The following is a 26573-nucleotide window of genomic DNA, read 5'->3' on the forward strand; positions in this document are numbered from 1 at the left end:
CTAAAATTATATACGATGAAAATTAAGATGTTCGCCGCCCTGTTCATCCTCTCAGTAGGAGCAACAAGCACTTTCGCCCAAAAAGGAGTGGAAGACGGATCTAAGTATGGTCACGGAACAGACAGTATCAACTGTTTGAAAAATTTGAGTATTTACAGCGAATACGTAAAGACCGGTAATTTCAAGGATGCTTACTTACCTTGGAAAGCAGCTTTCGACGAATGCCCTCTGGCACAATTAAAAACATACACAAACGGTGTGAAGATTGTAAAATGGTTCTTGGAAAACGAAAAAGACCCAGCTAAATACAATACTTATTTTGATGAGTTGATGAAAGTGTACGACCAACGTATACAGTATTTCCCAACCTATCAAAACACTCCGGCTGCTTCCGTATTGGGAATGAAAGCCGTAGATTATATGCAGTATTCTAAAAATCCGGATATAAATCAAGCCTATTCTTGGTTAAGCGAATCTGTAAACAAGATGAAAGAGAATTCTGAATTCTATATCCTGCAGACATTTATGGATGTATCCGCTCAGAAATTCAAAAATGATGAAGCACACCGTGAACAATTTATTCAAGATTATCTGGATGCAAGTAAATACACGGAAGAGGCTATAAAAATAGCAACCAAAGAAAAAGACAAGAACAATTATAAAGTCGTAAAAGAAAACTTGGATGCTTTCTTTATTAATAGTGGTGCTGCGAACTGTGATATGCTTCAATCGATCTATGGAGATAAGGTAGAACAGAACAAGACTAATCTGGAGTACCTAAAGAACGTGGTTTCTGTTATGAAGATGTTGAAATGCACAGAACAAGAAGCTTATTTCAATGCGTCTTTATATGCACACCAGATTTCCCCGACTGCTGAAACGGCTGTTGGTTGCGCTTATATGTCATACAAAAAAGGAGATATGGATGCAGCAGTTAAATTCTTCGATCAGGCAATTCAACTGGCAGAAGACAATGTAAAGAAGGCTGAAAACGCCTATAATGCAGCAGTTGTACTTTTTTCTATAAAGAGTTACTCCAAAGCTAGACAATATGCACAAAAAGCAATTGAATACAATGGCAATTATGGCGCTCCTTATATATTGATTGCTCAAATGTATGCTTCAAGTCCTAACTGGAGCGATGAATCTGCACTCAACAGATGTACTTATTTCCTTGCAATCGATAAGTTACAACGTGCAAAAAATGTAGATCCGAGTTCTGCTGAAGAAGCTCAAAAGTTAATCAACACATATTCCGCCCACACTCCGAAAGCGGAAGATCTATTCTTCTTGAATCTGAAGAAAGGTGATTCTGTAACGATCGGTGGATGGATTGGCGAATCGACAGTTATCAGATAAGATGCTTCTAAAGCGAAAAAATAACATATACATTATTAATATAAGCATAACAATTACCTGCTGGGTAATTGTTATGCTGCTTTTATTACCGGCTTGTTCTTCACAAAAAAAAGAATTGGGTGATGCTATTTTGGAACGCGACTCTCTACCGGGTATGCGAACACTGGGAGTAAGTACGCTTATCTCCGATTCCGGTGTTATCCGCTACAAACTCATAGCAGAAGAATGGGATGTTTTCGACAAAAAGAAGCCCCCTTATTGGGCTTTTGAGAAAGGTGTCTATCTAGAACAGTTTGATTCCTTATATAATGTAGATGCCAGTATAAAGGCAGATACTGCTTACTACTACGAAAGACAAAAGTTATGGGAACTCAGAGGAAATGTTTTTATTAAAAACCAAAAGGGAGAGAAATTCAACACAGAACTACTTTTCTGGAATCAGAGTACCCAAAAAGTCTATTCCGATAAATATATCCAAATAGAGCAAGAAGATAAAATAATTACCGGATATGGTTTCGAATCAAACCAGCAATTAACCAAATATGTCATCCACAACAGTGGAGGAATATTCCCTGTCGAAGATAATCCTAGAGATTCTTTGAGAACAGATTCTATCAAGAAGTAAATCTAAAATGACAATTACGATTATTCAAATATTAATAACAATGGCCTTTTCCGGTTTCTTTTCCGGGATGGAAATAGCTTTTGTTTCTTGCAACAAGCTCAGATTTGAAATGGATAAAAATAAAGGAAGTATGACTTCCCGCATTCTTTCCATCTTCTTCAAAAGCCCGAATACGTTTATCTCCACCATGCTGGTAGGAAATAACATTGCACTGGTCATTTATGGTATATTGATGGCGAAATTGATAGAACAGAATCTATTAAGCGGCATCATTGATAACCATTTCCTGTTGGTATTAATCCAGACAATAATATCGACATTAATCATTTTGGTTACAGGGGAATTCATGCCGAAAACGATATTCAAAATCAACCCGAATCTGTCACTGAATATTTTTGCATTACCACTCTTCATTTGTTACATCATACTCTACCCGATCTCCAAATTCGCATCAGGCATATCTAACATCATATTACGGATATTTGGCGTAAAAATCAATAAAGAGGCATCTGCAAAGGCTTTCAAGAAAGTGGATTTAGACTACCTCATTCAATCAAGTATTGATAATTCCGACAGTCAGGAAGAAGTAGAGACTGAGGTCAAAATATTCCAGAATGCCTTGGACTTTTCTAATATTAAGGTCAGAGACTGCATGGTTCCCAGAACGGAAATAGTAGCCGTTGAACAAGAAACCAACATTGACGAATTAAAATCAAGATTCATTGAATCCGGGATTTCCAAAATCATTGTCTATAAGGACAATATCGATGACATTGTAGGATATATTCATTCATCCGAAATGTTTCGAAACAAAAAGGACTGGATTAAAAGTATCCAACAAGTGCCTATTGTACCCGAGACTATGTCAGCCCATAAACTCATGCAATTATTTATGCAAAAGAAAAAATCATTGGCCGTTGTAGTCGACGAATTCGGAGGTACTTCCGGTATCGTTTCTTTAGAGGATTTGGTTGAAGAAATATTCGGTGATATTGAGGACGAGCACGATACGACTTCCTACATTGCCAAACAAATAGATGAAGATGAATATATTTTGTCTGCACGTTTGGAAATTGAGAAGGTAAATGAAATGTTTAATTTAGATTTACCCGAATCGGATGATTACCAAACCATCGGAGGATTAATTCTGAATCAATATCAAAGTTTTCCTAAATTGCACGAAATCATAAAAATAAAGCAATATCAGTTTAAAATAATCAAGGTTACGGCAACAAAAATAGAACTTGTTAGACTTAAAGTTACAGGATAACGCATTTTTTTGGATAATAAATAGATGCATATTAGCATTTTTTGTATCTTCGTGCGCTAAAACATATTACGAAAAGAATAATAAACAATTAAAAATAGTATAGTTACATGGCAACGTTACAGAAAATTAGAAGCAAAGGACCACTTTTGGTCGTTGTTATCGGTCTTGCATTGTTTGCTTTCATAGCAGGAGATGCATGGAAAGTACTTCAACCACATCAGGGGAAACAGGATGTAGGGGAAATTAACGGAGAAAGTCTTTCCGCGCAAGAATATCAGAAAATGTTAGATGAATACACTGATATTGTAAAATTCTCCAGTGGTACGTCTGCACTCAGTGATGATCAACTGACTCAACTTAAAGATGAAGTTTGGAGATCATATGTAAACAATAAATTGATTGAGAACGAAGCAAACAAACTTGGATTAACTGTTTCCGATGAAGAAATCGCTGCAATCATTGATGAGGGAACAAATCCTATGTTGCAACAAACTCCGTTCAGGAATCAGCAAACCGGAGCATTCGATAAAGATATGCTAAAGAAGTTCTTAGTAGACTACGCCAAAATGGATAAGACTCAAATGCCTGCCCAATACGTACAATACTACCAATCAATGAGTAACTTCTGGAAATTTATCGAAAAGAACTTGAGACAAAATCGTTTGATGGAAAAATACCAAAGCTTGATTACCAAAGCTTTAATTTCCAATCCGATTGAAGCACAAGCTTCTTTTGACGGAAGAGTAAATCAATACGATATGTTACTTGCCGCAGTTCCATATACTTCTATCGCAGATTCTACAATTACAGTTTCTGACTCAGAGTTGAAAAACCTTTATAACAAGAAGAAAGAACAATTCAAACAATATGTTGAAACTCGTAACTTTAAGTATATCGATGTACAAATCACTCCAAGTGATGCAGACAGAACAGCTGTAAAAGAAGATGTTACCGAATTTACCAATCAATTGGGAGATGCTTCAGATTATGTAACGTTCATTCGTTCTACTGATTCTTCATTCCCCTATGTAGATGTGTTGTACTCTAAGACCGCTTATCCTTCTGATATTGTAAGTCGTTTAGACTCTGTTGCAATCGGTGGAGTATACGGACCTTATTACAATCAAAGTGACGATTCTTACAATGCTTTCAAAGTTATAGCAAAACAAGTTGCACCGGATTCTATCCAATATCGTCAGATTCAAGTTTATACGGAAGATGCAGACAAGACTAAAACTTTAGCCGATAGTATTTATAATGCTATTAAAGGCGGAGCAGATTTTGTAGAACTGGCGAAAAAATATAATTCTGATGGCGCATCAAACTGGTTGACTTCACAAAGTTATGAAAAAACTCAGTTGGATGCTGACAATACAAAATACATCAACGCTATCAATAATTTAGGAGTAAATGAATTGGCTAACTTAAATATCGGACAAGGCAATATCATCCTACAAGTTCTAGCTAAGAAAGGTATGAAAGATAAATATAAAGTAGCCGTTATCAAAAGACCTATCGAATTCAGCAAAGAGACTTACAACAAAGCATACAATGATTTCAGTCAGTTCATCGCTTCCAACGGAACATTGGATAAGTTAACTACTAACGCTGAAGAAAACGGTTACAGAATACTTGAAAGAAATGATTTCTATAGTTCCGAACATGCTATTGGTGGTATTAAAGGTACAAGAGAGGCTCTAAAATGGATATTCTCTGCTAAAGAGGGTGAAGTTTCTCCTTTATATGAATGTGGAGAAAGCGACAGATTATTGGTTATCGGTCTTACCGGTATCAATAAAGAAGGCTATCGTCCGGTAGAAGCTGTAAAAGACCAGTTAAGAGCTGAAATCATAAAAGACAAGAAAGCCGAAAAGATTATGACGGACATCAAAGCTAAAAACATTAGCAGTTTTGATCAATGCAAATCTATTGCTAACGTAACGACTGATTCTGTTAAACATGTAACGTTTAATGCACCTACTTATGTGGCAATGACTCGTGGTAGTGAACCGGTTCTTGGAGCTTACGCTTCAGTCACAGAAATAAATAAAGTGTCTTCTCCGATAAAAGGAAATTCCGGCGTTTATGTTCTTCAAGTTTATAACAAGGAAAAGTTGAATGAAACATTTGATGCTAAGAAAGAAGAAGAAAATATTGAGAACATGTCAATGCGTACTGTTAGCAGATTCGTTAATGATCTTTATATGAAAGCTAATGTTAAAGACTCTCGCTATTTATTCTTCTAATATATAGAATTATATCTTTCGAATAGGGTGTCCCCAAAAGACACCCTATTTTTTTGTACTTATCATTTGCAAATTCCACGACTAAATTCTTCAGATTTAATAAAGGGTGATTCTAAATCGGGTTCATAACCCGATAAATTAAATGTATATCGTTCTCCTAATTAAATACAATCACCTTCTTCTCAAAAGTATTCAGTATAATATATTGATAATCAAACGCTATATAAACTATATATAGAACTGTATATAGGTTGTTTTAAATTATATCCTTCAATATAGCCACTTTTGCTAACTCCTAAAGAGAGAACATTACTTTCTATTTTTTGTTATAACGTAAGAAAAAGACAAGGTACTTTCTTTAGCCATTTAACTTAACGCATCTTTACGGCTTCAAAATACAGAATTAATAATAAAACAAACAATATATTACAATGAAGAAAGGTTTGCTATTCATCGCAGTATTAGCAGTTTTGGTTTCATGTGAACAGAAAAACGAGCAATCAAGTAAAAGCATACGTCCCGTTAAAACAGGTATAGTAGAATCCAATTCTAAAATTATAAAAGATTTTTCAGGAATCGTAGAAGCCGTTGAGTTTGTAAAACTGGCTTTCAGAGTAAGTGGACAAATCATAGACTTGCCTGTCATTGAAGGACAAAAAGTAAAGAAAGGACAATTAATAGCGGAGATTGATACAAGAGATCTAGCTTTACAATATGCAGCAGATAAATCCGCATACGAAACAGCAACAGCCCAACTGGAACGAAACAAACGATTATTATCCAAACAAGCTATTTCCCTACAGGATTATGAGATAAGCGAATCCACATATCAGAAAGCGAAATCCGCTTACGAATTATCAGCCAATAATATGCGAGATGCTCGCTTGTATGCACCATTTGACGGCTCTATTGAGAAGAAAATAGCCGAGAACTTCCAGCGTGTAAGTTCCGGTGTGCCAGTTGTACAACTTGTAAACACAAACAACTTGAGAATCAAGTTTGTAATTCCGGATAATTACTTCTATTTACTACGAGCAGACAGCCTTAACTTCAAAGTAGAATTTGATACTTACAAAGGCAATATATTCAATGCCAAACTGGAAGAGTTTCTTGAAATATCAACAGATGGAGCCGGACTTCCTGTCACCATTACGATTGACGATCCGGCATTCAACAAAGCGGTCTACGATGTCAAACCGGGATTTACCTGTAGTATAAACTTAGAAGCAAATATCAACAGTTTATTACCGGAAGGATTGACCATTATTCCTTTAAGTGCCATATTCGAGGATACAACAATCAATAAGACCTGTGTATGGATACTTAAACAGGATAACACAGTAGAACGCCGCATCGTGAAAGTATTCTCACCAAGCCGCGAAAGTCAGGCTCTAATCTCCGAAGGTCTACAACCGGGAGAAGAAGTAATTACTGCCGGTGTATATCAAATTACAAACGGTGAAACGGTAAAACCTATTAACTAATCTAACAGACATTACAAATGAACTTAGCAAAATACTCATTAGATAACACCAAAATAGTCTACTTCTTTCTGGCTATATTACTAATCGGAGGAGTTCTGTCTTTCGGTAATCTGGGAAAGAAAGAAGATGCTCCGTTCGTCATAAAATCAGCAGTGATTATGACACGCTATCCGGGAGCTGCTCCGGCAGAAGTAGAACGCCTCATCACAGAACCTATCTCCAGAGAGATACAGTCTATGAGTGGAGTATATAAAATCAAGTCTGAATCCATGTATGGGATCTCAAAGATAACTTTTGAACTTCAGCCGAGTCTTTCCGCCGCTTCTATTCCGCAAAAATGGGATGAACTAAGACGCAAGGTTTTGAACATACAACCCAGTTTACCAGCCGGTGCATCTATTCCAAGTATATCGGATGACTTCGGCGACGTGTTTGGCATATACTACGGTCTAACAGCCGATGATGGATTTTCTTACGAAGAGATGAGAGATTGGGCTGAACGTATAAAGACTCACGTAATTACCAGTGATGGGGTAATGAAGGTGGCACTTTTCGGCACTCAAACAGAAGTTGTCAACATTTATATGTCAGTCAATAAGTTGGCAGGTATGGGTATTGATCCTAAACAACTGGCACAACTGCTGCAATCACAAAACCAGATTATCAATACAGGTGAAATCAACGCTGACGCTTTACAATTACGTGTTGTAGCCAATGGTACTTATAGCAATCTGAACGATATACGCAACCAACTTATTACGACTTCCTCCGGACAACAGATTCGTTTGGGCGATATTGCTACGGTAGAAAAAGGATATTTAGACCCTCCCGGCACAATCATGCACGTAAACGGTAAGCGTGCCATTGGTATCGGTGTATCTACCGACCCTCAAAAAGATGTAGTAAAAACAGGAGATCTAGTCGACCAAAAACTTGCGGAGATTCAACCACTGATGCCTATTGGTCTGAACCTTGTCTCACTCTATCCGGAGAATGTGATTGCAAAAGAAGCAAACAACGGTTTTATCGTCAACCTGATAGAATCCATCCTCATTGTGATCTTTATCATTATGATTGTTATGGGATTCCGAGCAGGGATGTTAATTGGTTCGTCGCTTGTTTTCTCCATCGGAGGAACATTACTTATCATGTCTTTCCTTGGAGTCGGTCTGAACCGTACTTCGCTGGCTGGATTCATTATTGCCATGGGTATGTTGGTAGACAACGCTATCGTTGTAACCGATAATGCACAAATAGCCATTGCCAGAGGAGTAAACAGAAGAAAAGCACTGATTGACGGAGCTACCGGTCCGCAATGGGGATTATTGGGAGCTACATTTATAGCAATCTGCTCATTCCTGCCGCTATATCTCGCCCCATCCGCAGTAGCCGAAATTGTAAAACCGCTATTTATCGTACTTGCCATATCATTGGGATTGAGTTGGATTCTCGCTCTTACACAAACAACTACTTTCGGTAATTTCATCTTGAAAGCCCAAACCGGTAATCCCGGTAAAGATCCGTACGACAAGCCTTTCTACCATAAATTTGCAAAGATATTAGTAGCATTAATCAATAACCGCTGGAAAACTCTAACTGCAGTCATTGTCCTATTTATCGCCTCACTGGTAACTATGGGATTGATGCCACAAAATTTCTTTCCTAATCTGGATAAGCCTTATTATCGTGCAGATTGTTTCTTTCCCGATGGTTATAGCATATTGGAAGTACAAAAAGAGATGCAGAAGGTGGAACGGCATCTGCTACAAGACCCCAAGGTAAAGAACGTTTCCATAACAATGGGCAGCACTCCGTTACGCTACTACCTAGCCAGCACATCCGTAGGGCCAAAGCCTAACTTTGCCAATATTCTGATAGAACTGCATGACAGTAAGGAAACAAAAGAGGCAGAAGCCGATTTCGACAAATATATGAAAGAGAACTACCCGAATATACTGGCTCGTACAAGCCTGTTCAAACTATCTCCGGCAGTAGATGCTGCTATCGAAATAGGATTCATCGGCAATAATCCTGATACACTTCTTGTGCTGACCAACAAGGCGATTGATATTATGCACCGTAACCCTAATCTGATCAATATCCGTAACAGTTGGGGCAACAAGATACCCATCTGGCATCCGGTCTTTTCGCAAGAACGTGCTCTTACCTTAGGTGTAACCCGCCAGTCAATGGCTCAATCCATACAAATCGGCACAAATGGAATGACACTTGGAGAATATCGCGAAGGCGACGTATTAATGCCTATTCTGCTGAAAGGTAATAATATCGATTCGTTCAACATCAATGACCTTAGAACCCTTCCGGTGTTCGGCTCAAAAGATGTCACAACAACATTAGAACAAGTAACCAGTGATTTCGATTTCTCTTATAAGTTCAGTAATGTGAAAGACTATAACCGTCAAATGGTTATGATGGCTCAGTGTGATCCTCGACGAGGTTATAACGCCATAGCTGCATTTAATGAAGTATGGAGCGCAGTAAAACAAGAGATGCAAGTACCGGAAGGGTATACAATGAAGTTTTTTGGAGAGCAAGAAAGCCAAGACGAGTCGAATGCAGCCTTGGCTGCCAATCTGCCACTGACATTCTTCTTGATGTTCGTCACCTTGTTATTCTTATTCCGCACTTATAAACGTCCTATCGTCATACTATTAATGATACCGCTAATCTTTATCGGAGTAGTACTCGGGCTGTTAGTAACCGGAAAGACATTTGACTTCTTCTCCATTTTAGGCTTGTTGGGACTAATCGGTATGAATATCAAAAACGCCATCGTTCTCGTAGACCAAATCGGCATAGAGAAGAGAGCCGGGAAATCTCCGATGGATGCAGTGGTCTCCGCTACCGTCAGCCGTATCGTTCCGGTGGCGATGGCCTCCGGAACCACCATACTCGGAATGTTACCGTTACTGTTTGATGCCATGTTCGGCGGAATGGCAGCAACCATCATGGGTGGGTTGCTCATTGCTTCCGTATTGACATTATTTGTTCTTCCCGTAGCATTCTGTACCATACTGAAAATACGTAATTGACAATAGATATATAAAGGTATAAAACAATGAAATCAAGAAATATAATTTATGTATTCGTATTCCTTACTTCTATCTCCACTTATTCCCAAGAATCGCTCACATTGGAGGAGTACAAAGAAAAAGTATTGAATTACAGTCAGATTTATAAGCAATCACAAGAACAGATACAGGCTGCAAAGGCAGGAGCAAGTATCGCTTTCAAAGGATACCTTCCCAAACTGGATTTGGGGGCGGACGCGAGCCTCAACCTGAAAGATATAGATAAATGGAGCAACCATTACAACCATACTTACGGTGCCGACCTCACTTTGTCTCAACCATTATATACAGGTGGTGCATTGAAAGCGCAGGAAAAAATAGCCCAACGAGAGGTTGAACTCAATGAGTTAAATCAGGAACTGACAATAGACCAGATCTACTATCAGGCAAATTCCACCTATTGGAATGCTTCGGCAAACCTTGCGCTTTACAAATCAGCCAAAGAGTTTTACGAAATCGTAAAGAGACAGCATGATGTTATCTCAGACCGTTTTGAGGATGGCATGATTTCCCGAACTGATTTACTGATGATTTCTACTCGTCTGAAAGAAGCCGAACTACAACAACTCATTGCAAATAAGAATTATACGCTGGCAATGCAAAATCTTCATATCCTGATGGGAGTGGAACCGAATGCCCCGATGGAAGATTTAATGGAGATAAACGCCCCATGCCCTAAACCCATAAATTTGACATTGGATGAAGTGCTCAACAGACGCCCCGACTATGTCAGCACTCAAATTGATATAGAAAGGCAACATTTCGTTCGCCAAGCCGCCATCTCCAAATACAATCCGAATCTGAGTATGTATGTGAATGGCGGTTGGGGTATTCCTAACTTGAAGATTCCCGGAATCATCCCCGGAGATCCGGACTTCACTTCAATGGCAGGCATCAACCTCAGCATCCCCATTCTGCGTTGGGGCGAACGTAAACAAACCAACAAACAAAACCGTGCGCTCATCAATATAAAGAAATTACAGCAAAGCACCGTAGCCGATCAAATCAATCAAGAATATTGTGCCGCATGGACTAAAATCACGCAGACAAACGAACAGGTAGCAATAGCGACAGATAATGCAAATTTGGCGCAGGAGAATCTGGACTTGGTAACATTCTCCTATAATGAAGGAAAAGCATCCATCGTAGACGTGCTTAGTGCACAACTCTCATGGACACAAGCTCAAAGCAATATTATTAATGCCCTTTATGCTCATAAAATGGCGCTTGCGGAATATCAGAAAGTAATTGCATTCACCCGATAATTATCAGGGGAAGCATAGCTTCTATTTCTTTGTGCACTCTCAGAGTAATGATTGCCTATAAGTTTCATCCTTCAGTTTGCCAATTTTATATTGATACTGAATGAGTTATCCTGAATGATGGAATCATTCAGCAGGTTACTTAACGTTCATCTCCGGCTGAATCTTTTTCCCAAGAAAGGTTCAGGATAAAAAGCTGATAATCAATCATAAATTAGTAAACTGAAAGATTGAAGGTTATTTGAGAGTAATTTGTTTTTTTATACTATTTTTCGCCTATAAACACCTTGATGTTTTTAAAAAACATCGGGTTGATTGAAAAAAACATCGGGACGTTTGAAAACAAACATACGGTCGATTGAAAACAAACATACGGTCCTTTGTTCACAAACTCCTATCGTTTGCAAACAATCGACCGTATGTTGAATAACAGCTATTATCTTCCAATAAAGAGATGAACTCAAATAGATAAATACAGAATCTTATAAAAAGTAGATATAGGCTTATCTCCAATAATTATCGGGTGAACTACAAAGAAATATAATAATCAGTATCAGTTACTTCTCTTATTTTCCAGACTTCGCCCAAAGTGTTATAAATAAAACACTTATATCATAATTTGCAAAATAATCCATGAAAGACAGTAAGAACTTTTGTTTTTTTCGTAATTTTACGGATTGAAATATAAGAATGCCCGAATGGCATTTGAGGGAGGTATCCCCTCCCACCCCGAGGAACAACGAACACTCTCAAGGAGATGTTACACCGTTTATTTCCTCTCCGATAGAAGAAAAAGAAAAAACAATATATAAAATGAATCACAAATGGAATTATCAACCTCCTACACCTGAAGAATTAGAAGCATACAAGGCTTTATCAAAAGAGTTGGGTATCCACCCTATTCTTTGTAAGCTATTGATAGAAAGAGGGATTGATTCTCCGGAAAAGGCGAACAAGTTCTTTCGCCCTCAATTGACAGACCTGCATGATCCATTCCTTATGGAGGATATGGATATTGCAGTGGACCGTCTGAATCAGGCGATGGGAAAGAAAGAACGGATTCTTGTCTACGGAGATTATGATGTGGATGGAACGACTGCCGTTGCGTTGGTCTACAAGTTTTTGCAACAGTTCTACTCCAACATCGATTATTATATTCCCGACCGCTATAATGAGGGTTACGGAATATCCAAACAAGGTGTGGATTATGCCTACGAGACAGGCGTGAAGCTTATCATCGTACTTGATTGCGGCATCAAAGCCGTCGAAGAAATTGCCTATGCAAAAGAGAAGGGTATCGACTTCATCATTTGCGACCATCACGTGCCCGACGAGGTACTGCCTCCGGCAGTGGCCATCCTAAATGCCAAACGTCTGGACTCTACTTATCCTTACCCTCATCTTTCGGGTTGCGGTGTGGGATTCAAATTCATGCAGGCATTCGCTATGAACAATGGTATAGAATTCCATCAGCTTACCCCCCTGCTCGATCTTGTCGCCGTAAGTGTAGCATCGGATATCGTACCGATTATGGGCGAGAACCGCATCCTTACTTATCACGGTTTGAGGCAGTTGAATGCCAATCCGAGTGTAGGGCTCAAAGCCATCATCGATGTGTGCGGACTGAGCGATAAAGAAATTACCGTCAATGATATTGTATTCAAGATCGGGCCACGTATCAACGCATCCGGGCGTATACAGAATGGTAAAGAAGCTGTAGATTTGCTGACAGAAAAAGACTTTGCCGCCGCACTCGAAAAAAGCAATCAGATCAATCAATATAACGAAACGCGTAAAGACCTCGACAAGAGCATGACGGAAGAAGCCAACCGGATTGTGGATAATCTGGAAGGACTTGCCGACCGCCGCTCCATTGTCATTTACAATGAAGACTGGCATAAAGGGGTCATCGGAATTGTAGCTTCACGCCTCACGGAGATTTATTACCGTCCGGCAGTCGTACTGACACGAACAGACGATATGGCTACGGGATCGGCACGCTCCGTATCCGGTTTCGATGTATACAAGGCTATCGAGAATTGCCGTGATTTACTGGAAAACTTCGGAGGACACACATACGCAGCCGGACTGTCTATGAAAGTAGAGAATGTAGAAGAATTCACACGCCGCTTCGAAAAGTTCGTAGCCGAACATATTCTGCCGGAACAAACCAGTGCCGTGATAGACATCGACGCTGAAATTGACTTCAAAGAAATCACTCCACGCTTTTATGCCGACCTGAAAAAGTTTAACCCGTTCGGACCGGACAATCATAAGCCTGTGTTTTGTACGCACAATGTATATGACTATGGTACAAGTAAAGTGGTAGGACGCGATCAGGAACATATTAAGCTGGAACTGGTAGACAACAAATCCAATAATGTAATGAACGGCATTGCATTCGGACAAAGTTCTCAGGTACGGTACATCAAGACCAAACGGTCGTTCGATATTTGTTATACCATCGAAGAAAATACGCATAAGCGTAGTGATATACAGTTACAGATTGAAGACATCAAACCTTCCGCCACTGAATAAATTGATAATAAAAGAACAAGCAACTTCCGTTGCCATCCAACGGAAGTGTCGCTTTGTTCAAGAATGCCATTCCGATAAAAATGAGTTATCTTGAGATATTAAAACAATATTGGGGATACGATTCTTTCCGTAATCTCCAACAAGATATCATCGAAAGCATCGGTGCCGGACGGGATACACTCGGACTAATGCCTACCGGCGGAGGTAAATCCATCACCTTTCAAGTACCTGCACTGGCTAAACCCGGCTTATGTATTGTGATAACTCCGCTTATCGCCCTGATGAAAGACCAGGTACAAAACTTACGTAAACGAGGTATCAAAGCAGTAGCCGTCTACTCCGGCATGACAAGGCAGGAGATTATCGTAGCTTTGGAAAATTGTATTTTCGGAGACTATAAGTTCCTATATATATCACCGGAACGTTTGGATACGGAAATATTCCGTAGCAAACTACGTAGCATGAAAGTGAGCATGATTACGGTAGACGAATCACATTGCATCTCACAATGGGGGTATGATTTCCGTCCGGCATACCTGAAGATAGCAGAAATACGCGACCTGTTACCCGGTGTTCCGGTACTCGCACTTACCGCTACCGCCACTCCCGAAGTAGTAAAAGATATACAGGTACGTTTGCATTTCCATAAAGAGAATGTATTCCGCATGAGTTTCGAGCGTAAAAATCTCGCTTATATCGTAAGGAACACAGACAATAAGGTGAAAGAATTATTGGGCATCTTATCGAAAGTACCGGGATGTGCTATCATTTATGCCCGTAGCCGGAAACGTACCAAAGAAATAGCGGAACTACTCAACAAAGAAAATATCACTGCAGAATTCTACCACGCCGGACTAAACAATGAAGTCAAAGACCAACGGCAACAAAAATGGCAATCGGGCACCAGTCGGGTGATGGTAGCCACCAACGCTTTCGGTATGGGAATCGACAAACCGGATGTACGTCTTGTCATACATATAGATTTACCGGATTCTCTCGAAGCCTATTTTCAGGAAGCAGGACGTGCTGGGCGTGACGGCAACAAAGCCTATGCCGTCATACTCTACTCCAAATCCGATAAAGCAACTTTAAATAAACGTATTCCGGATACCTTTCCGGAGAAAGAGTATATAAATAAGGTATATGAACACCTGAATTATTATTATCAGATGGCGATGGGCGACGGTATGGGATGCATGTACGACTTCAACCTTGAAGAGTTTTGCCGTAAATTCAAGCATTTCCCCGTTCCGGCAGACAGTGCATTGAAAATACTTACCCAAGCCGGATATATTGAATATACAGACGAGCAAGACAATGCTTCCCGCATCATCTTTAAACTTCGTAAAGATGAACTATACAAACTTCACGAGATGGGCGAAGCCATAGAATCACTGATACAAGCAATACTCAGGGGATATACGGGAGTATTCACCGACTATACCTATATAAAAGAAGATTCTCTTTCCGTGCGTACAGGACTGAGTCGTCAGCAAGTATATGAATCACTCATTACCCTTTCACGGCGTAGAATTATCGATTATATCCCGCATAAGAAAACACCTTATATTATATATAAACGTGAACGGGTGGAGTTGCGCCATCTGCATATTCCACATTCCGTATACGAAGAACGAAAAGAACGGTACACAACCCGAATCAAAGCCATGCTGGAATACGCCACTTCTGATACGCATTGCCGTAGTCGTATGCTTCTTCGTTACTTTGGTGAACGGAACGAACACAACTGCCGTCAATGTGACGTTTGTCTAAGCAAGCATGATTCCGGTTTGAAACAAGGAGAATTTGAGGAAATAGAAACAAGCATTTATGAAGCCCTGAAAGAAAAGCCTTTCTCCGTGGAAGAACTCATACAAGCTATCGGATACAAAGAGAAAAAAGTACAAACCGTTCTTCAATACCTGCTTCGTGAAGAGGTTCTGACAATGCAAGAAGGAATAATAACAAGAGTTTAATGCTACTATAGTTCAAATAAAAGAATTATCTTTGCGGCAAAGACATTAAAAAATCTAATCATAACAAGAAAATGGCAAACTTTCTAAAATCCTTTTTTGGCGGTAAGACTGAAGATCCGCAGGCAGAAAAAGAGAAAAATGACAAGAAGAACTTCGAGATATTCAAATTTGACGGACTTCGTGCGCAACGAATGGGGCAATTAGAATATGCAATCAAATGCTTCAATGAAGCACTGGCTATTGAAGAAGAATTTGAAACGTTAAGTTATCTGGCAAATACGCAAATACAGCTCGGCAAATTGGAAGAAGCACGTACGGCACTGGAAAGAATGGTAATATTAGAACCTGAATTGCCATCCACTTATATCACGCTTGCCAATGTTTACTTCATGCTTGAGAACTATGACAGCATGAAAGCTAATGCAGAAAAAGCAATAGAGCTAGAGGAAGAAAATCCGGCTTCTTACCTTTTGCTAGCCAAAGCAGAACATGGTCAGAAAGATGAATTCAACGCCATTGCACACCTCACCAAAGCCATTCAGATAAAAGAAGATTATACGGAAGCCTATCTCATGAGAGCCGAAGTCTTACAGGGAATGCAACAATATGGCGAGGCAATGAATGATGTTGAGAAAATCCTTGAGCAAACGCCCGATGATGAAAATGCGCTTTTGCTGAGAGGCAAACTGAAAGAAGCCACCGGCGACCAAGAAGGGGCACGCCAGGACTATGCAGAAGTTACGGAAATAAATCCTTTTAACGAGCAAGCCTACTTAAATCTGGGACAGTTGCTTATTTCCGAAAAAGAATTCGACCAAGCTATCGAACGATTTGACGAAGCCATTGAAATCAATCCGAATTTTGCCCGCGCTTACCATGAACGCGGACGCGCCAAATTACTGAAAGGTGACAAAGACGGTTCGGTAGAAGATATGAAAAAGGCATTGGAACTCAACCCGGATGCAGAAAACGATATCAGCGGGCAATTCAATAATTTCAAGGACCTGTATGCCAACATTCCGTTATAAACGGGACGGATGTTCAATGTATACATATTCCAATTCGTTATTATGAATATCAAAATAATGAATATGCAGAATTATTACTCTTTATTTTGCAAATAAGTCTTTTACCTGAAAAAAAAGACTATTTATATTTGCATTTAAAATAAAAATATTACTTTTGCCCCTGAAAACAAAACAAAAAGAATAGAATGAAGTCTTTTTCTTATACATATTTCTTCTTTTTTTACTTTTACTTTAGCCAGAAAGTAGAGCGGGAATTTGTATGTATCAAGTAAAATCAAGATTGAAAACAAACAAGTAAATAAACAACAAAATCCCGCTTCCATGAGGCGGGATTTTTTATTATATACATGATCAAATGAGAAAGATTGCTATACAAGGAACATTGGGCTCGTACCACGATATTGCGGCACATAAGTATTTTGCCGGAGAAACAATCGAATTAAACTGTTGTTCTACTTTCGGAAAAGTATTTGAAAGTGTGAGAAAAGACAGTTCTACGCTGGGAATGTTGGCAATAGAAAACACAATCGCCGGAAGCCTCTTACAAAACCATGAGTTGCTACGTGAAAGCAACACCAAGATTATAGGAGAATACAAATTACGTATCTCCCATAGTATCGTCTGCTTGCCCGACGAAGATTGGGACGACATCACAGAAGTAAACTCACACCCCATAGCACTGATGCAATGCCGTGAATTCCTAGACAATCACCCAACCATGAAAGTTGTGGAAGCAGAAGATACGGCATTAAGCGCAGAGCTTATCAAACAGAATAACTTGAAAGGTCATGCGGCAATCTGTTCTAAAGCTGCGGCGGAACTATATGGAATGAAAATTCTTCAAGAAGGTATTGAGACCAACAAGCACAACTTCACCCGTTTCTTAATCATAGCAGATGCATGGAGAGCCGAAGAAGTCAGGAGAAAAGAAACGGCAATAGACAAATCAAGTATTGTTTTTTCTCTCCCACACACCGAAGGAAGCCTTTCACAAGTACTCTCCATCCTTTCTTTCTACAAAATGAATCTTACTAAAATACAATCCTTACCGATCATCGGACGTGAATGGGAGTATTTATTCTATGTCGACCTGACATTTGATGATTATCTGCGATACCGTCAGGCATTAGATGCAATCACCCCATTAACCAAGGAGTTAAAAATTTTAGGAGAATACAGTTCATTCGAAATGGATATAAATAAATAAAACAATGAAATCATATAGCATTAAACCGGCAGACAGACTGGAAAGCGTAAGTGAATATTATTTCTCGCGTAAACTGAAAGAAGTGGCACAGATGAATGCCGAAGGAAAGAATGTTATCAGTCTTGGTATCGGCAGTCCGGATATGCCCCCTTCTGAAGCAACCATCAAAGCACTGTGCGAGAACGCCATGCTTCCGGACGTTCATGGATACCAACCAACTACCGGGACACCGGAACTGAGAAAGGCTTTTGCCGAATGGTATAAGAAATGGTACGACGTAGAGTTGAACCCTGACACAGAAATACAACCGCTTATCGGGTCAAAGGAAGGAATCCTGCACGTGACGCTTGCATTTGTAAATGTAGGAGACGCAGTACTTGTTCCCAACCCGGGCTATCCTACTTACACTTCTTTAAGCAAATTACTGGGTGCAGAGATTATCAACTATAATCTAAAAGAAGAAAACGGTTGGATGCCGGATTTTGAGGAGTTGGAGAAAATGGATTTGAGCCGTGTCAAATTAATGTGGACAAACTATCCCAATATGCCGACGGGTGCCAATGCTTCCATGGAACTATACGAAAAACTGGTAGACTTTGCACGGAAACATAATATCGTCATTGTGAACGATAATCCTTATAGTTTCATCTTAAATGAAAAACCGATCAGTTTGCTGAGTGTACCGGATGCAAAAGAATGCTGCATAGAATTCAACTCCATGAGTAAGAGTCACAATATGCCGGGGTGGCGTGTTGCCATGCTAGCATCAAATGCACAATTCGTGCAGTGGATACTAAAAGTAAAAAGCAATATCGACTCAGGAACATTCCGGTCCATACAACTCGCAGCTGTACAAGCATTGCAAAATAATGCAGAGTGGCATGAAGAAATGAACATCAAACTTTACCGCCGTCGTCGTCATCTGGCAGAAGAAATCATGAAAGCTCTGGGATGTACCTTTGATGAGAAGCAGGTGGGAATGTTTTTATGGGGAAAGATTCCCGCTCTATATAATAATGTGGAAGAGTTGACAGAAAAGGTACTCCATGAAGCACGGGTTTTTATCACACCGGGATTCATCTTCGGCAGTAACGGGGCACGTTATATCCGTATCTCTCTCTGTTGCAAAGAAGACAAACTGAGCGAAGCTCTTGATAGAATTAAAATAATGAAAACAATTAAATGAGAATACAACGATGGAATTAGAATCAATCTTATTACCGGGCATTGAAGCCAAAAGACCGATTGTTATTGCAGGTCCATGCAGTGCAGAGACAGAAGAACAAGTCATGCAAACCGCACGCCAACTGGCGGACAAGGGAATCAAAATATTCCGTGCAGGAATTTGGAAGCCACGTACCAAACCGGGAGGCTTCGAAGGAATCGGCGTGGAAGGTTTGACATGGTTGAAAGAAGTAAAGAAAGAAACCGGAATGTATGTTTCCACAGAAGTGGCAACAGCCAAACACGTGTATGAAGCATTAAAACAAGGCATAGATATTTTATGGATCGGCGCACGTACCACTGCCAACCCGTTTGCCGTACAGGAAATTGCAGATGCCCTGAAAGGGGTAGATATTCCGGTACTGGTTAAAAACCCGGTAAATCCTGATTTGGAACTTTGGATAGGAGCATTGGAACGTATCAACAATGCCGGATTAAAGCGTCTCGGAGCTATCCACAGAGGATTCAGCTCCTACGATAAAAAGATATACCGCAATCTTCCCCAATGGCACATCCCCATCGAACTACGCAGACGGATTCCGGAATTGCCTATCTTCTGCGACCCAAGCCATATCGGAGGAAAACGCGAATTAATAGCTTCCCTATGTCAACAGGCTATGGATTTGAACTTCGACGGACTGATCGTTGAGTCACATTGTAATCCCGACTGCGCATGGAGTGATGCTTCACAGCAAGTAACTCCGGACATTCTGGACTACATCTTAAATTTACTCGTCATCCGTAAAGAGACACAAACCACAGAAAATTTGAACGAGCTGCGCCATCAAATCGATGAATGTGATAACTCTATCATTGAAATTCTTTCAAAAAGAATGCGTATCTGCCGTGAAATCGGTACTTTCAAGAAAGAACATGATATGACCATCCTACAAACAGGACGCTACAATGAGATACTGGATAAACGCGGAGCTCAAGGTGCACTTTGCGGAATGGATGCAGGTTTCATCAAGAATGTATTTGAAGCGATACACGAAGAAAGTGTAAGACAACAAATGGAAATTATCAATAAATAAGACTCAAACAATGAGAATCCTACTACTTGGAGCCGGGAAAATGGGCTCTTTCTTTACCGACATACTGAGTTTTCAGCATGAAACAGCCGTGTTTGATACCAATCCGCATCAGTTGCGTTTTGTGTACAACACTTATCGCTTCACCTCACTTGAAGAAATCAAGGACTTCGAGCCGGAACTGGTTATCAACGCAGCTACGGTAAAATACACATTGGATGCTTTTCGTACCGTCATTCCGGTACTACCCAAAGATTGCATTTTAAGTGACATCGCATCGGTCAAAACAGGACTGAAGAAATTCTATGAAGAAAGCGGATTCCGCTATGTATCAACCCATCCGATGTTTGGTCCTACTTTTGCCAGCCTAAGCAATCTAAGCAGTGAAAGTGCCATTATCATCAGCGAAAGCGACCATTTGGGAAAAGTTTTCTTCAAAGACTTGTATAACTCTTTGAAACTTAATATCTTTGAATATACTTTTGATGAGCACGACGAAACAGTTGCTTACTCGTTGTCCATACCTTTCGTTTCAACTTTTGTATTCGCAGCTGTAATGAAACATCAGGAAGCACCGGGCACGACTTTTAAGAAGCATATGGCAATCGCCCAAGGATTATTGAGCGAGGATGACTATCTGCTACAAGAAATACTGTTTAATCCTCGTACTCCGGCACAAGTAGAAGGCATCCGTTTAGAGCTCAAAAAGCTGTTGGAGATTATCACCGACAAAGATGCGGAGGCAATGAAAAAATACCTGACTAAAATCAGAGAAAAAATAAAATAACATGGCATTAGACAGAAACCTTATCTTAGCAACACGTCCTTGGTCTTTCCCGGCATCGGTAATGCCGGTTTTAATCGGCATTTCTTATGTTTTCTTTCTGCAAAGAGGAAACGAGTATGAGGTCAGCTGGTGGTTGGCACCGCTTATTTTACTATCTACGGTCGCATTTCACGCCGCCGGAAACATCATCAGTGATTATCACGACGCAAAAAACGGAGTGGATAAATTAGAATCATACGGAGATACGAATATGATGCTAAACGGTACTTATACGGCAAAAACGTTCCTGACCATGGGACTATGCTGGCTGGCTTTAGCTGTCATACTGGGAATAATCGTCCTCTTATATTCATCCTGGCAACTCTTGTTCTTCGGAATATTCGGTATAGCCTGTACATTACTCTATTACAAGATGAAATATCAGGGCTGGGGGGATGTCGTCATCTTATTCTCCTTCGGTATATGCATAGTCAATGGAACGGTATATGCACTGAACGGGACGTTCAATCTGCAAAGCTTTTTTATTTCTCTTCCTGTCGCATTGCTTACAACAGCAATACTACACGCAAACAATACCCGCGATATGCCTTTGGATAAACAATCCGGCATTAAAACACTATCCATGATTCTGGGATTAAAACGTGCAAAAGCATATTATTACTTATTGATAGGAGGTTCTTACTTGATAGAAATAATAATGATCTGTGCCGGTTATCTCCCTACTTGGAGCTTACTCATATTATTAAGTTTGCCGTTGGCTTTAAAGAACATCCGATTGTTGAAAGATGTCGATCAAGAGTCACTGGAAAAGATAGCCCATCTTGATGTAGGCACAGCACAACTGACAACGCTCTTTTCCATCCTTTCCATCATCGGATTTATCTTATAACATACAGACAGTAAAGTTTTACACCCTATCTTTCATCCTTCAGCCTGGCACATTCGACACTGATACAGAATGAATTAGGCTGAAGGATGGAATCTTTCAGCAAGTTACCCGAATCATTCAGGATTTTCTTTCCTCCTATGCCGGCTGAAACTTTTTCAGGGAGAAAGTTCAGGATAACAAGCTGGTATTCAAACTGAATATCCTAATCTGAAGGATGAAAGAAGGGGGAGGAAACAGATCTTATCAAGAGTTTTTTCTACGACAACCTTGATGTTTTTTTCAAACGACCTGATGTTTTTTAAAATCATCGGGTTGATTAAAAAAAACATCAGGACGATTGATTTTAAACATACGGTCGATTGAAGACAAACATACGGTCCTTTGTTCACAAACTCCTATCGTTCGTAAACAATCGACCGTATGATCTAATTTTATCTTATAGCATCACTTTATACGCCTTTCCGCCGACACAAATAATGTATAAGCCTTTATGATTAAAGGAGTATCTATTCTTTCCGGGCATCGCATCATCCTTTACTAAGACAGCTCCCTGCATATTCAGGATTGAGACCGGTACTTTCTTAACCAGATTCGAGATAACAATGATTCCGGAACCTTCGGTATAAACTGTCACTTTATCTCCCTGAGAGACTGCTTCAATTCCTAATAACTTCAAAATAGGAACCTCTATTTCATTGGATGCCTTTGAATATTCCTCCCCATTAAATGCCTTCACCGTATAATAATAATCAAAAGACTTCTCTACTCCTTTTACCAAACAAGAAAGTGTGTTTCCCACATCTTGACTTTCATAGCCATCAAGATAATGTTGTACCACCTCACCCCCGTAATATAAAGTCACATCATCTATGACCACATTTCCGGAGGAACGTCTATACTGAAGCTGTATCGCCCTGCAACCTTTAGGGAGAGCCTTTTCCGTTCCCTCTTTCCATTCCGCAATCATGCCACCTTCTACATCCAAAGTTATCTCATCAAATTCCTTCCATTCATCATTGACGTATAGGCTCAACACAATCCGGTCATCTTTAGAAGTACTCAGGCCTCTGTACCAAAAACTCAATCCGCGTATATCATCACCCATTAACGGCGATTTGAGATATTGCTTGTCTATCGTCAGATACAAAGACGGCTTAGCCTTGCCATAAAATCCCTCTGCCCCATATCCTTGCGAACTATTGGTTTCCCATCCAAACGGAATCTTGGAAACACTTCCGGTAAAATCAACAATAACGGAATCCGGCACTCCCCATTCCTTTGTAAACACATCAATCGTATATCCAACCGCATCGTCATTGCTTTCCCAATTAGCAACAAAAGAGTTTTCATGTACCTCAGTTGCCGGTAATGCTTTAACCGGATACACAGCAGGAATTCCTCCATTCATATTAAAATAGATGATGCCGTCTCTTTCCTCAATATCTGTAATCGGTTTATTCAGTTTCTTTCCACTCCATGTCCGCATATTAGGAGCTGTATCATCCGTAAATTGAGTAATTCCGGACGCTCCGGGAAAGGCATCTCCATCTCTGGTTGCTTCGGAAAGAATACCATCCGCCTCCTCAATATCCACGTACTGATGGGCAGGTTTATCATTTACTACATTTTGCTCCCAAATGGCACTATTATAATCTATATGCCAGATAAGCATACCATGTCCGGGGATATATTCGTCCCATTTATACTGCTGTCTGTTTTCCAAAAGGAAGTATTCATCTTCCGAATCTGTTTTTATAATATACCCTGCATTCTTAGAAATCGTATCAAGTACCAGTTCATCGGGTCCTCCAATCTCTATCGGATCAATCCATCCCAAGGCATATCTCTCATAAACAGAATAATAAGGAGGAGTTTTTTGATTATTGTTATAAGAGCCATTAGCCATTATCGACCATGAGCCGGGTGTAAAAGCACTCTTATTATAAACCGCATACAAATCCGGTAATCCTAATACATGGGAGAACTCATGGCAAAAAGTCCCGATTCCGGTCATCCCATTACCCGGATAAGATAATTCATTTGAACAGGCATAATGATTTAACAACACACCATCCAGATAAACTTTTTTCCCCGCTCCATCAAATACATCCCACGAATGCGGCCATACAGTTTCTTCTATACCACTACTGGCCTCTCCATATCCGGCATAGAAAAGATAAACATTATCTATCTCACCGTCACCATCCCGGTCAAACTCCCTGAAATCTATCTCCGAATCTAAAAACTGGCAAGCCTCTATCACCATTTCTTCAGGGTTATCGTCACGCCCCGTTTTACCTTTCTTACCATAATAACTCATCTCATGTGCCAAGGTAATAGGACCATAGACATCAAATTCAGGAATAAACTGTCCACTTGAACATTCTATAAAATAATCGCGTGCACTGCCTATCGCACCGTTTTCATTATATCCTTCCTTGTTCAGCATAGCAGAAAAAGCCTCGACCGGATTTGGCACAGTAAACTTGCGATCCTGAAATTGTACTAAAACAACCAATCCTTTCTGTTCGCCTATTGTAGGATAAGAAGCTTTCCGAGCCACACGTTTTGGAGCCATACTCCTCGTTGCACTCGATTCTTCTACTTGCAGCGCCTGCTGTATTTTCTGTTTATCAAGAGAAGCGAGAAAGTTTTTTTCCACCACCGTACGTTTCATGATATCATTAGCTCTATAAGAAGACGGTTTCAGACTTTTATCCACCGCCTCTGCCGCATAATAAAAATATCCTTTATCATCACGAAGTAACAAATAGCCATCTGTTGTCATATAGTAATGAAATGATTCGTCTCCATACAAACGAACAGTCAAGGTAGTGCCATCAGGCAAAGTAACAGTCAGAGGAGTTGGTTTGGCGGGAACTGCATACACTCTCAACGTAAAGCAGCTTAGACTTACCGCTATCAATAACATAAAAGAAAAAACAGACTTCTTCATAGGCTTATTTTAAGAAACCACTATACGAACAACAAAAATAAACATTCTTTCAAGAAAAGCAAGAGAAACTCCGTTCTATTTTATGATAAAAAAAACAGATAAGATCATCATTGTAAATAAAGAATACATAACGCGTATTCCATTATATACTAACGCATTAATACAAGCAGTAATCAGAAAACCGCCAAGATGTTTAAAATATTCAGATAAAATAAAATGAAGAACACACCTCCTGTAAAAAGTAGGCATATTCTTCATTCCATATAAGAAAACTCTCCTTTATAAAGAGTTGTCGGTCTACTCTTTCATCAAATACTCCTTGAAAGAAACAAAGTCTTTACTTATCGGCAAACTTTTCTTTTCGCCTTTCATAAACTCTTGCAGTTTTGCCGGAATTTCCACCTTATCCCCGATTATTCTTTCTACCGTATCAAGAAACTTAGCAGGATGTGCTGTTTCAAGGAATATGCCGGTTTCATCGTCTTTCAGTTCTTCAACAAGCGCACGATAGCCGCATGCACCGTGAGGATCAAGCAAATAACCTGTTTCATCATACGTGCACTTTACTGTTTCACGAATTTGTTCATCTGTATAAGTCGTACCGCTTATCTGCTTACAAATTTCCTCATGAGACTCTCCATAAAGATCAAGTACACGGGCAAAGTTACTCGGATCACCCACATCCATCGCATTGGCAATCGTTGCAATGGACGGACGAGGATTATATTTTCCCGTTTGAAGATACTGGTAGAAAATGTCATTTTTATTATTTGCTGCAATGAAACGACGAATCGGTAGTCCCATTTTCTTTCCGAATAATCCGGCAGTTATATTACCAAAGTTACCACTCGGCACACAAACAACAACATTATCAGCTTTCCCCATCCTCTTTAATTGGGAATAAGCATAAAAATAATAAAAAGCTTGTGGAAGAAAACGGGCTACATTAATTGAATTTGCAGAGGTAAGCTGCATATGGGTATTCAGTTCCTTATCCATAAAGGCAGCTTTCACCAATGACTGACAATCATCAAACGTTCCGTCCACCTCAAGAGCTGTTATGTTCTGTCCTAATGTAGTAAATTGTTTTTCCTGAATCTCGCTCACTTTACCCTTCGGATAAAGTACATAGACATGGATTCCCTCTACTCCTAGAAAGCCATTGGCTACAGCACTACCCGTATCTCCGGAAGTCGCCACAAGGACATTTACTTGTTTCTTACCTTCTTTACGAATAAAATAACCGAGAAGACGTGCCATAAAACGGCCACCTACATCTTTGAAAGCAAGCGTAGGTCCATGAAAAAGTTCAAGAGAATAAATATTTTCTTTGACCTTCACCAAAGGAACATCAAAATTAAGTGTATCATAAACAATCTGTTTCAATGTATCAGCCGGGACATCTTCTCCAAAGAAAGCATCCGCCACATGATAAGCAATCTCCTGAAAAGACATTCTATCTATATTATCGTAAAAATCCTGAGACAACGGTTTAATAGTCCACGGCATAAACAAGCCTTTATCCGATGCCAAACCTTTCACCACCGCTTCTTCTAAAGTAGCAGGAAGTGCCTTTTTGTTTGTGCTATAATATTGCAT

17 protein-coding genes are annotated in these 26573 nt (G+C 39.8%); 15 read left to right on the forward strand and 2 right to left on the reverse strand.

All coding sequences use genetic code 11. The features are described 5' to 3' along the window. Positions 1-15: 15 nt before the first annotated feature. The 15 genes from DXB63_RS09420 (at position 16) to menA (ending at position 22018) form a co-directional block, all read left to right on the forward strand. The gene (locus DXB63_RS09420) at positions 16-1359 is read left to right on the forward strand and encodes a lipopolysaccharide assembly protein LapB (protein ID WP_122126210.1); all 1344 of its coding nucleotides are present in this window, start codon (positions 16-18) and stop codon (positions 1357-1359) included. A 1-nt stretch (position 1360) separates the two neighbouring features. Next, positions 1361-1984 (forward strand): LPS export ABC transporter periplasmic protein LptC, encoded by a 624-nt coding sequence (lptC, locus tag DXB63_RS09425; protein ID WP_178300724.1) that lies wholly within the window; start codon positions 1361-1363, stop codon positions 1982-1984. A gap of 7 nt (positions 1985-1991) precedes the next feature. After that, positions 1992-3254: a hemolysin family protein gene (locus tag DXB63_RS09430; protein WP_122126161.1), complete on the forward strand. Its 1263-nt coding sequence runs from the start codon at positions 1992-1994 to the stop codon at positions 3252-3254. Positions 3255-3361: 107 nt separating this feature from the next. After that, positions 3362-5500, forward strand: coding sequence for a peptidylprolyl isomerase (locus tag DXB63_RS09435; RefSeq protein ID WP_122126162.1), 2139 nt, complete (start codon positions 3362-3364; stop codon positions 5498-5500). Between the two features lie 431 nt (positions 5501-5931). Further along, positions 5932-6984, forward strand: coding sequence for an efflux RND transporter periplasmic adaptor subunit (locus DXB63_RS09440; protein WP_122126163.1), 1053 nt, complete (start codon positions 5932-5934; stop codon positions 6982-6984). A 17-nt stretch (positions 6985-7001) separates the two neighbouring features. Then, positions 7002-10037 (forward strand): efflux RND transporter permease subunit, encoded by a 3036-nt coding sequence (locus DXB63_RS09445; protein WP_122126164.1) that lies wholly within the window; start codon positions 7002-7004, stop codon positions 10035-10037. Positions 10038-10063: 26 nt separating this feature from the next. Next, on the forward strand, positions 10064-11341 hold the full coding sequence (locus DXB63_RS09450; RefSeq protein WP_122126165.1) for a TolC family protein: 1278 nt from the start codon (positions 10064-10066) through the stop codon (positions 11339-11341). Positions 11342-12151: 810 nt separating this feature from the next. Then, the gene (gene recJ, locus DXB63_RS09455) at positions 12152-13876 is read left to right on the forward strand and encodes a single-stranded-DNA-specific exonuclease RecJ (RefSeq protein ID WP_122126212.1); all 1725 of its coding nucleotides are present in this window, start codon (positions 12152-12154) and stop codon (positions 13874-13876) included. 80 nt (positions 13877-13956) lie between these two features. Further along, positions 13957-15852 (forward strand): ATP-dependent DNA helicase RecQ, encoded by a 1896-nt coding sequence (locus DXB63_RS09460; protein WP_122126166.1) that lies wholly within the window; start codon positions 13957-13959, stop codon positions 15850-15852. Between the two features lie 71 nt (positions 15853-15923). Beyond that, positions 15924-16880 carry a lipopolysaccharide assembly protein LapB gene (locus DXB63_RS09465; RefSeq protein ID WP_122126167.1) on the forward strand — a complete coding sequence of 319 codons (957 nt, stop codon included), beginning with the start codon at positions 15924-15926 and terminating at the stop codon, positions 16878-16880. A gap of 355 nt (positions 16881-17235) precedes the next feature. Further along, positions 17236-18087 (forward strand): prephenate dehydratase, encoded by an 852-nt coding sequence (locus DXB63_RS09470; RefSeq protein WP_122126168.1) that lies wholly within the window; start codon positions 17236-17238, stop codon positions 18085-18087. Between the two features lie 4 nt (positions 18088-18091). Then, the gene (locus tag DXB63_RS09475) at positions 18092-19273 is read left to right on the forward strand and encodes a pyridoxal phosphate-dependent aminotransferase (RefSeq protein ID WP_369869595.1); all 1182 of its coding nucleotides are present in this window, start codon (positions 18092-18094) and stop codon (positions 19271-19273) included. A gap of 10 nt (positions 19274-19283) precedes the next feature. Next, complete coding sequence (locus DXB63_RS09480) at positions 19284-20345, forward strand: bifunctional 3-deoxy-7-phosphoheptulonate synthase/chorismate mutase type II (RefSeq protein WP_122126170.1); 1062 nt, start codon at positions 19284-19286, stop codon at positions 20343-20345. A 10-nt stretch (positions 20346-20355) separates the two neighbouring features. Continuing rightward, positions 20356-21129, forward strand: a complete 774-nt coding sequence (locus DXB63_RS09485; RefSeq protein WP_122126171.1) for a prephenate dehydrogenase/arogenate dehydrogenase family protein — start codon at positions 20356-20358, stop codon at positions 21127-21129. Between the two features lies 1 nt (position 21130). After that, on the forward strand, positions 21131-22018 hold the full coding sequence (menA, locus tag DXB63_RS09490) for a 1,4-dihydroxy-2-naphthoate octaprenyltransferase (RefSeq protein WP_122126172.1): 888 nt from the start codon (positions 21131-21133) through the stop codon (positions 22016-22018). Between the two features lie 436 nt (positions 22019-22454). Here the strand turns inward: menA and DXB63_RS09495 are convergent, their stop codons facing one another. Together DXB63_RS09495 and thrC are read right to left on the reverse strand one after the other, a co-directional pair. Next, positions 22455-24974, reverse strand: coding sequence for a M6 family metalloprotease domain-containing protein (locus DXB63_RS09495; RefSeq protein ID WP_122126173.1), 2520 nt, complete (start codon positions 24972-24974; stop codon positions 22455-22457). Between the two features lie 297 nt (positions 24975-25271). Beyond that, positions 25272-26573: a threonine synthase gene (gene thrC, locus DXB63_RS09500; RefSeq protein WP_122126174.1), complete on the reverse strand. Its 1302-nt coding sequence runs from the start codon at positions 26571-26573 to the stop codon at positions 25272-25274.

This window comes from Bacteroides sp. OM05-12 (assembly GCF_003438995.1).
In the GTDB taxonomy this organism is placed as follows: domain Bacteria; phylum Bacteroidota; class Bacteroidia; order Bacteroidales; family Bacteroidaceae; genus Bacteroides.

Bases quoted from the DNA above. Each gene is read 5' to 3' on its own strand.
- DXB63_RS09420 (WP_122126210.1), top strand. From the start codon at position 16: ATGAAAATTAAGATGTTCGCCGCCCTGTTCATCCTCTCAGTAGGAGCA.
- lptC (WP_178300724.1), top strand. From the start codon at position 1,361: ATGCTTCTAAAGCGAAAAAATAACATATACATTATTAATATAAGCATA.
- DXB63_RS09430 (WP_122126161.1), top strand. From the start codon at position 1,992: ATGACAATTACGATTATTCAAATATTAATAACAATGGCCTTTTCCGGT.
- DXB63_RS09435 (WP_122126162.1), top strand. From the start codon at position 3,362: ATGGCAACGTTACAGAAAATTAGAAGCAAAGGACCACTTTTGGTCGTT.
- DXB63_RS09440 (WP_122126163.1), top strand. From the start codon at position 5,932: ATGAAGAAAGGTTTGCTATTCATCGCAGTATTAGCAGTTTTGGTTTCA.
- DXB63_RS09445 (WP_122126164.1), top strand. From the start codon at position 7,002: ATGAACTTAGCAAAATACTCATTAGATAACACCAAAATAGTCTACTTC.
- DXB63_RS09450 (WP_122126165.1), top strand. From the start codon at position 10,064: ATGAAATCAAGAAATATAATTTATGTATTCGTATTCCTTACTTCTATC.
- recJ (WP_122126212.1), top strand. From the start codon at position 12,152: ATGAATCACAAATGGAATTATCAACCTCCTACACCTGAAGAATTAGAA.
- DXB63_RS09460 (WP_122126166.1), top strand. From the start codon at position 13,957: ATGAGTTATCTTGAGATATTAAAACAATATTGGGGATACGATTCTTTC.
- DXB63_RS09465 (WP_122126167.1), top strand. From the start codon at position 15,924: ATGGCAAACTTTCTAAAATCCTTTTTTGGCGGTAAGACTGAAGATCCG.
- DXB63_RS09470 (WP_122126168.1), top strand. From the start codon at position 17,236: ATGAGAAAGATTGCTATACAAGGAACATTGGGCTCGTACCACGATATT.
- DXB63_RS09475 (WP_369869595.1), top strand. From the start codon at position 18,092: ATGAAATCATATAGCATTAAACCGGCAGACAGACTGGAAAGCGTAAGT.
- DXB63_RS09480 (WP_122126170.1), top strand. From the start codon at position 19,284: ATGGAATTAGAATCAATCTTATTACCGGGCATTGAAGCCAAAAGACCG.
- DXB63_RS09485 (WP_122126171.1), top strand. From the start codon at position 20,356: ATGAGAATCCTACTACTTGGAGCCGGGAAAATGGGCTCTTTCTTTACC.
- menA (WP_122126172.1), top strand. From the start codon at position 21,131: ATGGCATTAGACAGAAACCTTATCTTAGCAACACGTCCTTGGTCTTTC.
- DXB63_RS09495 (WP_122126173.1), bottom strand. From the start codon at position 24,974: ATGAAGAAGTCTGTTTTTTCTTTTATGTTATTGATAGCGGTAAGTCTA.
- thrC (WP_122126174.1), bottom strand. From the start codon at position 26,573: ATGCAATATTATAGCACAAACAAAAAGGCACTTCCTGCTACTTTAGAA.